A 12,002-nucleotide genomic window follows, 5' to 3' on the forward strand; every position below is an offset into this window, starting at 1 on the left:
CATCCTAGAATTGCCCTTCTCAATACCCTGTTTGCTGATTTTAACGACACGGCGGGAGAACTGGTTTGCGCTTTCGGTCTTACGAGCTTCCGGCCTGTAGCCTGTCAGTAGACTAATGCTTTGCAGATACGGAATATTCAGCGATTGTCGTTGTTTTCCACCAAGCGCACTAGATAATGAGTCCGTAAACGCCTTACAGAGATTTTCGCAGCCGGTGTGATGGTCTTCTGGGCCGTATTGCTCACACAACGTATTCTGCACACCACAAACCCTGCTATCTATCTGCTGCTGAATTGACGGTAGCAGCAATGCTTTGGCTACCTCGTTGACCGTCCGGCCATTTACCTTAACGCTTATCCCTTCGGCGCGATAGGCAAATCGGTATTGATTAAGGCCTGCCTTAGTCAATAACCAGCATTCTTTGACATTGGACAAAGTGGTTTTCTGACCTTCCGGCACGAACTCAAAATTAATCGCATACTCCACCACGATATCGCCATTATGCTGAGCAAAGCGCGAGATGGTGCAGTTACGGTCTTCGTCGTAAACGTCTGACATATCATGCGGCCGCGTCCACAAGTCCAAGAGGTCCGGCCGGTAAAAGCGTTGGAATTAGCCACTTTGCAAATAAGACATTGATTCATTTAGCTTTTCTGACAAAGGCTGGATAAAATCCTTACCGAGATAGCGAATCCTGAAGCTGCTTAAACTGTCCCTGAATCACCGCTTTTTCCTGAAGAATCAACCTGTTCTCATCGGACAGAGCTTCCACTCTATTCTGAGAGACTATCAGATCCGTTTTAGTGGCCTCCAATGCTTGGGATAGTACGGCCACTTGCTTATCGGCATCTGCTTTCTGGCTGGTAAGTGCGGCAATATTATCCGCCAGTTGTTCACTTTTATGTTGCTGCTCCCGGCTTTTTGCCGAGGCGTCGTTAAGTCGATGCTCCAAGTTCTCGATATCGACCACTTGTCTATCCAAGGTGCTTTTGTTCATCGCATTGGCCTGTTCGAGCTCATGCGTTTGTCGTTGTAAGTGCGCATTAGTGTCTATCAGTTCGGACGCGCTTGACTCGGCTTGGATGAGCCGGTGTTGCAGGTCTTGAATCAGGTCTTTCAGGCCCTGGTTAACCACGTGGAATTGCTCGCGTTCCTGCTGCCGATCTTCGGCGGTGCGTTGCTGGTAGTGTTCAAAGTGATCACGAATATCCTTATTTTCCTGCTTGAGTTCTGCAACGCTTTCCTTTAATTCAGCAGTTCGTGAAAGGGCTTCGTCGCGTTGAGCCTCTGCCGTTGCTAGCTTAATGCGTACATCTTCCAGGGACTTGCTTTGCAGGGCTTTTGCTTCGGTAATTTGCGATAGCTGGGCGTTCAGATCCTGTTGGCGGTCGGTAAGCTGCGCGATGCTGTTACGGGCCTCAGTCAATTCTTTCCGGAGTTGATCATTCGATGCCTTGAATTCGTCGCGGGATTGCGCGATGCGCTGGTCGGCCATCTGCTGAACCCGTTCATGTAAGGCTTTTACTACCTCGACGAGATCATTCGGCAACCCGCTCACATCGACCACCTCCCCATTATCTGACCGCCAGCGCTTGAGTAGTGGTGCAATGGTGCTTTTGCTGCCGGTTCCCAAATGCTCGCGGACACGATCTACGGTAGGCTCCTGGTTCTGGATTTTGATAGCCTCTGCGGCTTTCGAGACATCGTAGTAAGTGATTCCGGCGCGAGCCATGACAGTTTCCCTCGGTGATTATTTAGTAACGTATTACATAGCACGTAATATAACATAATATATTGACTTTTATGCAGCCAATAAAAATTAAATAGTAACCTTCGATAATGAATGTTATCGTGGGTTATGAGTGAGAAATGAAAAATTGATGTTTGTAACACCAGTACATTGGTGCCTTCCAGCGACCCACAGAAAAGGGATAACCATGGATAACTACACACCCAAACTCACATCGGATTCGCCATTACGTAGTGAGCAATCAGTTTTGCCGTCGCTGGCAGAATCCGACTCACTGCGCCACTATCTGCAAGCGGCGACCTCCAATAACACGCGAACAGCCTACCGTTCAGCGATTCGGCAGTTCGAAAAATGGGGCGGGCGGTTGCCCACGGATCGGGATACCCTGGTGCGTTACCTGGTGGCCAAGGCCGATGTGCTGAATAGCCGGACTCTCGCCCTTCACCTCACGGCCGTTAGCCAATGGCACCACTACCAAGGGTTGACTGACCCGGTTCGTGATCCGCTGGTATGTAAAACCATGGAGGGCATTCGCCGCACCCATGGACAGCCCAAGCGCAAGGCCAAGGCGTTGCGCTTGGAGCACATCGCCCAACTAGTAAATTACTTGCGGCACTTACCGGACAACAAAAAGAAATACCGGGATATTGCCTTGGTACTCACCGGGTTCTTCGGCGCCTTGCGTCGCAGTGAGCTGGTTGCTCTTCAGGTCAATGATCTGGTTTGGGAGCCGGAGGGGCTGCTCATCCGGTTGCCGCGCTCCAAGACCGACCAGCAAGGCATGGGTTTAATGCGAGCTTTACCTTACGGAAAGGCCGCTTGTTGTCCGGCTACCGCCGTGAAAACTTGGTTAGATGCAGCGGGCATCACCAGCGGTCCGGTGTTTCGTCCCACCAACCGCTGGGATCACATTCAGGAAAAAGCGCTGGCTCCAGGTGCGGTCAATGCTTTGCTCAAAACGCTGGGGCAAGCCTGTGAGTTTGATTTTGTGCCTGAACTCAGTAGCCACAGTTTCCGTAGAGGGTTATCCACATCGGCAGCGCGTGAGCGAGTGGATTTTGAGTTGATCAAGAAACAAGGCGGCTGGAAGAGCGATGCCACCGTCTGGGAGTATATCGAGGAAGGCCAGCAGCTCAGCAATAATGCGTCAATTATCTTAATGGAGAAGATGGCAACCCTGATGGATGCTGAATGATTCGGTCAACATTCGGGGCAGAATCAATGTATCGGGCCAAACCCAAATACCAAAGCTGGTAATGTTACCGCCACGATCATGGATCATTCTGGCCGCTGTACACCATCGATAAAATATTGTAGACTTTCCTACCTTTGTGTAACTAAATCTACAATATATGAAATGGGTATTACTGATCTTATCCCTGCCCACCCAAAACGCGACAGTGCGTATGCGGGTATGGCGAACCCTCAAGTCCTCCGGTGCAGCAGTATTGCGTGACGGCGTTTATCTGCTTCCCCATCGACCAGAACATCAGCAATTGTTCGATGGCTTGCTGCAAGAAGTAGAGGCAAGTGAAGGCTCAGCCTATGTGCTCCTGGTCGATACCGAAGATGCTGGCCAATTCAGCGGCCTGTTTGATCGTCAGGATGATTACGCCCATCTTTTACACGAGCTGCCCCCAATAAAAGAATTGGCCAGTAGTTCCCTGCAAGAAGCAACCAGACAGCTGCGTAAACTGCGCAAAAACTTCACCGCTATCGCCGCAACGGATTTTTTCCCCGGTGAAGCGCAGGCACAAACCCAGCAGGCGCTGCAACAGCTTGAACTTCAGCTCAATCGCCAGTTATCGCCCAACGAACCCCATGAGCACACCGGTGAAATCCCACGGTTGGATATCAGCCTCTATCGCGGGCGGTTATGGGCAACCCGTCAACGTCCCTGGGTGGATCGCCTTGCCTGTGCCTGGCTAATCCGCCGTTTTATCGATCCGGAGGCTCGCTTTGTGTGGTTGCAAGCACCGAAGGATTGTCCCGCCGATGCGCTGGGCTTTGATTTTGACGGAGCCAGTTTCACTCACCTGAATGGCAAGGTCACTTTTGAGGTTCTGCTTGACAGTTTTAGGCTCGATCACCCCGGCTTAACGCGCTTGGGGGCCTTGGTGCATTTTCTGGACGTAGGGGGTATCCAGCCCAGTGAAGCCAGTGGGCTGGAGCAAATCCTGTGGGGATTGCGCAACAGTATTCATGACGACGATCAACTCATCGCCACGGCTAATGGTGTCTTCGATGCCTTACTGGCTGCTTTTACAAATAAGGAAACACACCATGAGTAACACCACCGAATTAATAGCTCACCAGCCGGTTGAAGCGCCTGCGCCGGTCAGTTTTTGGGAAGCCTTCCGTTTCTGGTTAAAGCTCGGGTTTGTCAGCTTTGGTGGCCCGGCAGGCCAAATAGCCATCATGCACCAGGAGCTGGTGGAGCGCCGGCGCTGGATCAGCGAAAAACGGTTTTTGCATGCGCTCAATTACTGCATGGTGTTGCCTGGTCCGGAGGCGCAACAACTTGCCACTTACATTGGCTGGTTAATGCATCGTACCTGGGGCGGTATAGTGGCGGGTGTGCTGTTTTTGTTGCCATCACTCTTCATTTTGATTGGACTCTCGTGGGTATATATCGCTTACGGCGACGTAAGTTGGGTAGCCGGTTTGTTCTACGGTATCAAACCGGCGGTGACTGCCATCGTCGTGCATGCCGCCCATCGCATTGGTTCACGCGCGTTGAAAAATAATGTGATGTGGGCGATTGCTGCCGCCGCGTTTGTGGCCATTTTTGCACTCAATATCCCATTCCCTTACATCGTGATTGCAGCGGCACTGATTGGTTATTTGGGTGGGCGGTTTCTACCTGACTACTTCAACAGCGGCGGTGGCCATGGCAAGGCTGATAAATCCTTCGGCACCGCGTTATTCGATGATCACACACCCACGCCCGCGCACGCCATGTTCCGCTGGTCGCGTTTCAGCATGATCTTGATCTCCGGTGCATTACTCTGGGCTGTTCCGCTGTTTGCACTTTGGAGTTATTTCGGTTGGGATCACACACTGACACAAATGGCCTGGTTCTTTACCAAAGCGGCACTACTCACTTTCGGTGGTGCCTATGCGGTATTGCCCTATGTTTATCAGGGTGCGGTCGGCCACTATGGTTGGCTCACGCCCACGCAAATGATCGATGGCCTCGCGCTCGGTGAAACCACACCAGGGCCGCTGATTATGGTGGTGGCCTTTGTCGGTTTTATTGGGGGATATGTACAAGCCGTATTTGGCACCGACATGGTATTTCTCGCGGGCGCAGTAGCCGCCACCATTGTCACCTGGTTTACCTTCTTGCCCTCGTTTATTTTTATTTTTGCGGGTGCCCCCTTTATTGAAACGACGCACAATGATTTGAAATTCACTGCGCCACTCACGGCCATCACGGCGGCGGTGGTAGGTGTGATCTTGAATCTCGCCCTGTTTTTCTGTTACCACATTTTGTGGCCAGAAGGCTTTGATGGGCGGTTTGAATGGATATCAGCGGTAATTGCTGTTGCAGCGGGTATCGCATTATTTCGTTACAAAATGAATGTGATGAAGGTGATTGGCATGTCGGCGCTTGTTGGGCTTGCGGTGTCGTTAATGGGGATTAATTAAGTCATCTTTCGATCTGCTCGAACTCATTGCTTACACTTAACGGAGGAAAACCAATGAATGATTTTAACCAAAACAAACGTGATTTCCTGGCTACCAGTGCGACCGCTGCCGCAGGGTTGCTTATTGCATCGGCATCAAATGTTAGCGCAGCTGAATCGTCGTCTCAGGCAGCACCTAAAGGAGCAAATTGGATGATCACCGAAATAAAACCAAAACCTTTATCCTTCAATGCCGCAAAATTAAAAGGCCTTTCTGCCAATTTGATCGAGTCGCATTGGACTAACAATTACAGCGGTTCGGTAAAAACATTGAATGCGGTGAATGATCAGTTGAGTCAGGCACTCGCAAACCCCGACACGCCAGCGTTTCTCTACAATGATCTCAAGCGGGAGCATTTGATTCGCACAGGCTCGGTCATTTTGCACGAATTATATTTTGATAACCTGGGCGGTAATGGCAAAGCCGATGGTGAATTACGCTCAGCTTTCGCCAAACAATTTGGTACTTTTGATCGCTGGGAAACCGAATTCCGCAAAATCGCTCAAGGCTTGGGCGGTGGTTCCGGGTGGGTTGTTCTGGGGTATAACACGCATTTCAATAAGCTGGAAAATTATTGGATGGGTGATCACGCACATTTCCCGGTAGGCACAGTTCCGTTGTTGGTCATGGATATGTATGAACATTCTTATCACATGGACTTTGGCGCGGCTGCCGGTAAATATATTGATGCTTTTTTCAATAATATTAATTGGGATGAGGTTGCTCATCGGCTCCAAGCCACTCACACGAAGACAACATCCTAAAAACGCTATTGGTATGCCTTCTCTTAGGGGGCATACCATTCGCTTCGGCGCAACCAATCAAGGACACGGACGTTATTGATCCGGCGCTGAGTGACGTGTGACTAAATTAAGAGAAAACCAAATGGCGACCAGAAACCTGCAACTAGCCCACCTGCGAAAACTGTCCCAACTGAAACTGCCATTAACAAAGTAGCGGATCGATGGCGGCCATTTACCAGACAGCCTATCCGCGGATCAAGTCAGATATCACGCATGTCGAGTTAGGGGATGTCTACACACCGACACCGGAAGAGCAGCAGTTTGCTGTGAAACATTGCAAACGGGCGAGCACTTCCTTTCTGGGATTACTAATCCAGTTAAAGACGACCCAACGATTAGGCAGATTTGTCACATTGGGTGAAATTCCAAACGTCATCATCGCACACATCAAAAGCCAGTGTCGTTCAAGAGCATCATTCAAGGATCTTCAAACCTATTACGTGTCAGGGGCAAAGGATCGTCATGTAAAACTGATTCGACGTTATCTCGATATAAAACCCTACGATGCAGCCAAGACCTCCGGATTAACAAAGAGTTGGGCGCAAGAGGCGGCAACAACTAAAGAAGCCCTGCCGGATATCATCAATGTCACGTTGGAATACTTGGTCAAGGAGCGATACGAGTTGCCAGCGTTCAGCGTGCTTGAGCGAATCTGCCAAACAGCCAGAGCGGAAGTCAACACCCGGTATTACGGTCAACTGTGTGAATTTTTGACGGCTGAAAGTCGCCAGTGCATCACGGATATTCTCCGTTCCAGCACCGGGCCGAATGGTTTTGGCTGGAGCACGCTGAAAAATGAACCGAAACGCCCAACTCCTCGCAATATCCATGCGTACATCCACTACCTGGAATGGCTGACCTCCCTGCAAACACTACTGCCTGCGGATTTGGGGTTGCCACCGGTGAAACACCAGCAGTTTATCGACGAGGCCAAGGCCCTGGATTACGCCGAATTGATGAAGCTAAAGCTGAACAAGCGACTCGCTCTGGTCATCGTTTTAATCCGACACCAATACGCACGAACTCTGGATAATGCCGCCGATATTTTTATCAAACTGCTGTTAAAAATGGATCGCTCGGCGCAGAAACTGTTGGAGAAATACCTTGCAGACCATCAAAAGCAAACTGATCATTTGATTTCTGTGCTGACTGGAACGGTCAAGGTTTATTTGGATAAACCCGAATCGGTGTCAGCTTTTGATCCTGTCCTAGGAAAGAACAGCGATCAGTTGCTGCAAATGTGTGAACACTACATGGCGTTCGCGGGTAACAACTACTTGCCGTTCATGGTTCAACTCTACAAAAAGCAGCGATCAACGTTGTTTCGCACGATTGAAATACTCAATCTGGCTTCGTCCACGGAAGACAAGGATCTGCTGAATGCATTTCAATTTATTTTGAAATACAAACAACGGCGCGCCGAGTTCCTGTCCATTCAAAGTGATCCAAACGATCCATCCTCCAAAAATGTCATCAACATTCGCTGGATTCGCGAAAGCTGGTGGAAACTGGTCACAGGAAAATCGACTAAATCAGCGCAAGTCACCGAGGTCAATAAAACCTGTTTTGAGCTGTGTGTGTTTGAACGGATCGCCGAAGAACTGAGTACCGGTGACTTGTTCATTCCCTACAGTGAAACCTTCGATGATTACCGGGAGCAAATGATCACCTGGGAAGAATACGAGGCGCAGCTGCCTACCTATTGCGAGGAGGTAGGACTTATCGCCGGTGATACTGAATTTGCAAGAACACTGAAGGAGTCCATGGAGGCGAGCTGCCAGAAAGCTGATAGCCAATTTCCAGAGGATGAACTGGTCCGTATAGAAAACGGGAACCTGATTATCGGTAAACCAAAACCGGATCAACCTTCGCCAGAGGTCGAAGAAATTGGAGCGCTCTTGCGCGATCGCTTGGACAAGATCAACCTGCTCGATGTAATCATTAATGTCGAAAAATGGTTGAACTTGAACAAACATTTTGGCCCGTTGTCGGGTTTCGAGTCACGTATCAGCGACCCGGTGTTACGTTTTGTTCTGACGGTGTTTTGTTACGGCACCAATATTGGCCCTACCGAAACCGTGCGATCCGTGCAGGGTGTGTCGCGCAAGCAAGTTGCATGGCTTAACTTAAAGCGCACTACGGAAGCCCGTCTCGATAAAGCGATTGCTAAGATCAACAGCGAGTACAAGAAATACCGGCTCATTGAGTGTTGGGGTTCGGGCAACAGTGTGTCCGCTGATGGCAAGCTCTGGGATCTCTACGAAGATAATTTACTATCGGAATACCATATTCGTTACGGCAGCTATGGCGGCATTGCCTATTACCACGTCTCAGATACCTACATTGCGTTGTTCAGCCGGTTTATCCCCTGTGGTGTCTACGAGGCGATTTATATCCTGGACGGTCTGCTCAACGACGAATCAGATTTTAATCCAGACACCGTTCACGGGGATACGCAGGCGCAATCAACACCGGTATTTGGCCTGGCGTACCTACTGGGCATCAAGCTCATGCCGCGTATCCGAAATATCAAAGATCTCAGCTTCTACAAGCCTGACCGCGCTATGGTGCTTAAGCATATTCAGTCCTTGTTCAAAGAGCCTATCAAGTGGGACCTTATTGAAAAGCACTATGCGGATATGATGCGAACAGCTATGTCCGTTAAAGCAGGAAAAATTACCGCCTCGACAATCCTGCGCCGGTTCGGCACCAAGAACCGGAAAAACAAGCTGTATTTTGCGTTCCGCGAACTCGGGCGAGTGGTCAGAACTATGTTCCTTTTGGAATACATCACCGATGTTGATCTACGCAAAACGATCCAGGCAGCGACCTGTAAGAGTGAGGAGTTCAACGAGTTTGCACGTTGGTTGTTTTTTGCGAATGCCGGAAAAATTCCCGCTAACCTAAAGCATGAGCAAAGCAAAATCGTGAAATACAATCATTTGCTGGCGAACTTCACAATCCTATACAACGTGAACGCGATGACGGAAGTGTTTAACCAGTTGAAGTCGGAGGGCCACAATATCACCCGCGACCTCATGGCCGCATTCTCGCCGTACCATACCGAGCACTTGGGCAGATTGGGAAGCTTTGAGCTGGATTTGACCAAGCAGGTTAAACCAATGTCATTTGAGTTGCTGGTTGATTAAATCTTTATTATTCAGTTAGTTATACTCGAAGTGGCTAATTCCAACACTTTTACCGGCCGGACCTCCGGTAAACGTAATCGTGTGTGGAATACCCTTAGGATGTGGATTTCATCTTGCTTAACCCTGTACGGGATGATGAATGGATAATCCTGTACCACCAGTTCTCGTGTACCGGCTACGCGCCCAGCGCGTCCCATGGCGGGTTGCGCCGGCAATAAGCTTACTAAACGGTAAACGTCTTGCACGAAGGCTTGAGCGACCTTGGGGTTGTCTTTGGCTAAATAATCATACGCATCTTCAAGATTTTGCGCGGCATTGCGCAGCCATTTAACCCGCATTGATCCCCCAATGCTGGAACTTGGCATTCATCTCGTTCTCTGGCACAAAATCACCGGCATCGGCTTCATGTAGCGCAGCTTGAATTTCGGCAATCTGCCATGCTTCTCGATCTAAATAATCCTGAATCGCTTGGCTGGCCAGCCAAGACTTCGTTCTACCGGTTGACTGGGCAAGCTGTACCAGCTTTTGCTCGATGTCATCGGATAAGCGTACTGACATAACACTCATGGTAAACCTCAACATACAATGTATACATTAAACTACATTAAACTGTTTGGGGTTCTAAAGATACTAGTCTGTGAGTAATTTGGCCCTAGGTAGAGTGTAGATATCTTATTCGCCTAATTAAAAAGTTGGATAATAAATATAGAAGGCAGAAACAAGCCTTCTACCTTCTATAAGTAATATTATGGCGTGACAGTTGTCTATTTTTTTATGGTGACGCTTGCTGTTAAGACGCATTGACTGCCATGAAATTGAGCGTCATTCCAACCCTCAGCCTTCATTTTATCGGTGTACCAATCTTTTACTGAGTCAACGACACGCTCCTTCTTTTCGTTATTCTCCTGGTTATACAGTCCAAGTATTTGCGCTGAACTGATAACGCAAGTTGGTTCGTTAACTGATCTATCTTTTGGGTCTGGTACTACGAAAGGTCTTGCCATCATGAATCTCCATTTTTTTATGTACATAAACTGTACATCTAAATCTATATTTGTTCAATCTTTTTTTTGGTATATTTGTTCAATCTTTTTTGGTACATGTGTACCCATTTTTATTTGGTTGAGTGTAACTTGGTTTTTTGAGTGGTATATTGGCATAAAGTGTTGAGGTGGGGTTGTCTTATGCTTAAATTGCACCGATGAATCACTCTACACCAGACTGATTCACGCCAACCGCTAAAACCCGCCCTTGGACCCTGTTTGGGGGCGTTTTTGTGCCTTAAGATGAATCAAATCTCTAGAGAACAGATTCAAACCTAACTTGATTATGTAACTTTATCATTTGTGCAATACGCAGGATCTTTCGCGATCCAAAAATTTTCCTGCCTGACGCCTTAGAATGCAGTTAAAATCAGGTGATTTTGTTCGAATAAAACCTATTAATAAACTATAATTAAGATGTTCGAATTAAATCATATAAGGCCGAACGGTGACTTATGGCAAATTATGCATATTTACGTGTATCGACAGATGCACAAGATGTTGATAATCAAAAACACGGTATTTTAGAATTTGCTAATCAAAATGGTTTGAGTAATCTCTCATTCATTGAAGATACGGTTAGCGGAAAGCATAAATGGCGTGCGAGAAAACTCGGTGATTTATTAGAGTCTTTAGCCCCAAAAGATGTGATTGTATTTGCCGAAGTTTCGCGCATGGCCCGCAGTACCTTACAAGTGCTCGAAATCCTCGAATTTTGTACCGAACGCCAAATTCATGTGTATATCGCCAAACAAAAAATGATCCTCGATGACTCTATGCAGAGTCGGATCACCGCGACCGTGTTAGGGTTGGCGGCAGAGATTGAGCGCGAGTTTATTTCCTTGCGTACCAAAGAGGCATTGGCCGCCCGTAAGGCTGCAGGTATGAAACTTGGCCGCCCTGCCGGTCAGGCAGAAAAGACCAAGTTAGATAAACATCGAAAAGCGATTGAAAGCTATTTGGATAAAGGCTTGAGCATACGTTCTATCGCCAAGTTGATCGATGAACCGTCAACGACAGTAAACGACTATATCAAGCGCCACAGTTTACGCGAACGCGACCAGCTAGAAATGCGGATCTGATACTCCATTACGATGTTTACTATTATTTTTTTTCATCTTTTGAATTTTCATTAAACAACTTATAAATAGCCGTTGAAGCAAAAAATGCCGCAGCAAGTACGCTAGGTAAAGATTTTTGTATATTTGCAAATCCTGCAATATTAGACCACGAGCTATTTGCTGTTCCTGATTTTGTCATTGAAAGACCTTGTAACAGCAAATCCTTTTCCCTATCTTCACAATCTAGGCTCCAACCTTCAATCTTAAGTATTTTCGCCTGTTCTTCTGCCATATTAACTAGAGTGGAAAGTTTAATATCTATTTGTTTTATATTGCAAAATTTACTTAAGTTATCAATTGAAAGCGTAGCTTGTCCATTTTCAATTTTTCCCCATCCAGCATTAGTCATCCCTATTAATTCTGCCGCCTGAGTTTGAGTTAAACCACTATCTTGTCGTAACTGTCTGACAGTTAAAGCGATTAATGTGTTTAGTGATGTTTGCATT

12 protein-coding genes are annotated in these 12,002 nt (G+C 47.8%); 6 read left to right on the forward strand and 6 right to left on the reverse strand.

Features of this window, described 5'->3' with window-relative positions; all coding sequences use genetic code 11:
• Both L5M17_RS19255 and L5M17_RS19260 read right to left on the reverse strand, forming a co-directional pair.
• A partial coding sequence (locus L5M17_RS19255; RefSeq protein WP_263148869.1) for a hypothetical protein occupies window positions 1-558 on the reverse strand: 558 nt, incomplete at its 3' end.
• A gap of 118 nt (window positions 559-676) precedes the next feature.
• Window positions 677-1,732, reverse strand: a complete 1,056-nt coding sequence (locus tag L5M17_RS19260) for a DNA-binding protein (RefSeq protein WP_011711680.1) — start codon at window positions 1,730-1,732, stop codon at window positions 677-679.
• 205 nt (window positions 1,733-1,937) lie between these two features.
• Between L5M17_RS19260 and L5M17_RS19265 the strand changes: the two genes are divergently transcribed.
• The 5 genes from L5M17_RS19265 (at window position 1,938) to L5M17_RS19285 (ending at window position 9,392) form a co-directional block, all read left to right on the forward strand.
• On the forward strand, window positions 1,938-2,945 hold the full coding sequence (locus tag L5M17_RS19265; protein WP_011711679.1) for a site-specific integrase: 1,008 nt from the start codon (window positions 1,938-1,940) through the stop codon (window positions 2,943-2,945).
• 157 nt (window positions 2,946-3,102) lie between these two features.
• Complete coding sequence (locus tag L5M17_RS19270; protein WP_011711678.1) at window positions 3,103-4,041, forward strand: chromate resistance protein ChrB domain-containing protein; 939 nt, start codon at window positions 3,103-3,105, stop codon at window positions 4,039-4,041.
• Window positions 4,034-5,401, forward strand: a complete 1,368-nt coding sequence (chrA, locus tag L5M17_RS19275) for a chromate efflux transporter (protein WP_007645338.1) — start codon at window positions 4,034-4,036, stop codon at window positions 5,399-5,401. Before L5M17_RS19270 ends, chrA begins: the two co-directional genes overlap by 8 nt.
• A 53-nt stretch (window positions 5,402-5,454) precedes the next feature.
• Window positions 5,455-6,204 (forward strand): superoxide dismutase, encoded by a 750-nt coding sequence (locus L5M17_RS19280; RefSeq protein WP_007645336.1) that lies wholly within the window; start codon window positions 5,455-5,457, stop codon window positions 6,202-6,204.
• A 200-nt stretch (window positions 6,205-6,404) separates the two neighbouring features.
• Complete coding sequence (locus L5M17_RS19285) at window positions 6,405-9,392, forward strand: Tn3 family transposase (RefSeq protein ID WP_011711676.1); 2,988 nt, start codon at window positions 6,405-6,407, stop codon at window positions 9,390-9,392.
• An 11-nt stretch (window positions 9,393-9,403) separates the two neighbouring features.
• Here the strand turns inward: L5M17_RS19285 and L5M17_RS19290 are convergent, their stop codons facing one another.
• From L5M17_RS19290 to L5M17_RS19300, 3 genes are all read right to left on the reverse strand, one after another.
• Window positions 9,404-9,730, reverse strand: a complete 327-nt coding sequence (locus tag L5M17_RS19290; protein WP_263148874.1) for a type II toxin-antitoxin system RelE/ParE family toxin — start codon at window positions 9,728-9,730, stop codon at window positions 9,404-9,406.
• Window positions 9,720-9,959, reverse strand: a complete 240-nt coding sequence (locus L5M17_RS19295) for a CopG family ribbon-helix-helix protein (RefSeq protein ID WP_263148875.1) — start codon at window positions 9,957-9,959, stop codon at window positions 9,720-9,722. Before L5M17_RS19295 ends, L5M17_RS19290 begins: the two co-directional genes overlap by 11 nt.
• Window positions 9,960-10,156: 197 nt before the next feature.
• Window positions 10,157-10,399 (reverse strand): hypothetical protein, encoded by a 243-nt coding sequence (locus L5M17_RS19300; protein WP_263148876.1) that lies wholly within the window; start codon window positions 10,397-10,399, stop codon window positions 10,157-10,159.
• A gap of 491 nt (window positions 10,400-10,890) precedes the next feature.
• On the opposite strand from L5M17_RS19300, the gene L5M17_RS19305 reads away from it, so the two are divergent.
• Window positions 10,891-11,517 carry a recombinase family protein gene (locus tag L5M17_RS19305; protein WP_263148877.1) on the forward strand — a complete coding sequence of 209 codons (627 nt, stop codon included), beginning with the start codon at window positions 10,891-10,893 and terminating at the stop codon, window positions 11,515-11,517.
• Window positions 11,518-11,539: 22 nt separating this feature from the next.
• Here L5M17_RS19305 and L5M17_RS19310 read toward each other — a convergent pair whose 3' ends face one another.
• A complete protein-coding gene (locus tag L5M17_RS19310) occupies window positions 11,540-12,001 on the reverse strand; it encodes a helix-turn-helix domain-containing protein (protein WP_263148878.1) in 462 nt (153 codons plus the stop codon).
• Window position 12,002 lies beyond the last annotated feature (1 nt).

Origin of the sequence: Shewanella sp. SW24, assembly GCF_025653395.1 — a bacterium.
GTDB classification, from domain to species: Bacteria; Pseudomonadota; Gammaproteobacteria; order Enterobacterales; family Shewanellaceae; genus Shewanella; species Shewanella oncorhynchi.

Excerpts from the sequence above, each read along its gene's own strand:
- L5M17_RS19300 (WP_263148876.1), bottom strand. The coding sequence starts at position 10,399 with ATGATGGCAAGACCTTTCGTAGTACCAGACCCAAAAGATAGATCAGTT.
- chrA (WP_007645338.1), top strand. The coding sequence starts at position 4,034 with ATGAGTAACACCACCGAATTAATAGCTCACCAGCCGGTTGAAGCGCCT.
- L5M17_RS19310 (WP_263148878.1), bottom strand. The coding sequence starts at position 12,001 with ATGCAAACATCACTAAACACATTAATCGCTTTAACTGTCAGACAGTTA.
- L5M17_RS19270 (WP_011711678.1), top strand. The coding sequence starts at position 3,103 with ATGAAATGGGTATTACTGATCTTATCCCTGCCCACCCAAAACGCGACA.
- L5M17_RS19290 (WP_263148874.1), bottom strand. The coding sequence starts at position 9,730 with ATGCGGGTTAAATGGCTGCGCAATGCCGCGCAAAATCTTGAAGATGCG.
- L5M17_RS19285 (WP_011711676.1), top strand. The coding sequence starts at position 6,405 with ATGGCGGCCATTTACCAGACAGCCTATCCGCGGATCAAGTCAGATATC.
- L5M17_RS19295 (WP_263148875.1), bottom strand. The coding sequence starts at position 9,959 with ATGAGTGTTATGTCAGTACGCTTATCCGATGACATCGAGCAAAAGCTG.
- L5M17_RS19305 (WP_263148877.1), top strand. The coding sequence starts at position 10,891 with ATGGCAAATTATGCATATTTACGTGTATCGACAGATGCACAAGATGTT.
- L5M17_RS19280 (WP_007645336.1), top strand. The coding sequence starts at position 5,455 with ATGAATGATTTTAACCAAAACAAACGTGATTTCCTGGCTACCAGTGCG.
- L5M17_RS19260 (WP_011711680.1), bottom strand. The coding sequence starts at position 1,732 with ATGGCTCGCGCCGGAATCACTTACTACGATGTCTCGAAAGCCGCAGAG.
- L5M17_RS19265 (WP_011711679.1), top strand. The coding sequence starts at position 1,938 with ATGGATAACTACACACCCAAACTCACATCGGATTCGCCATTACGTAGT.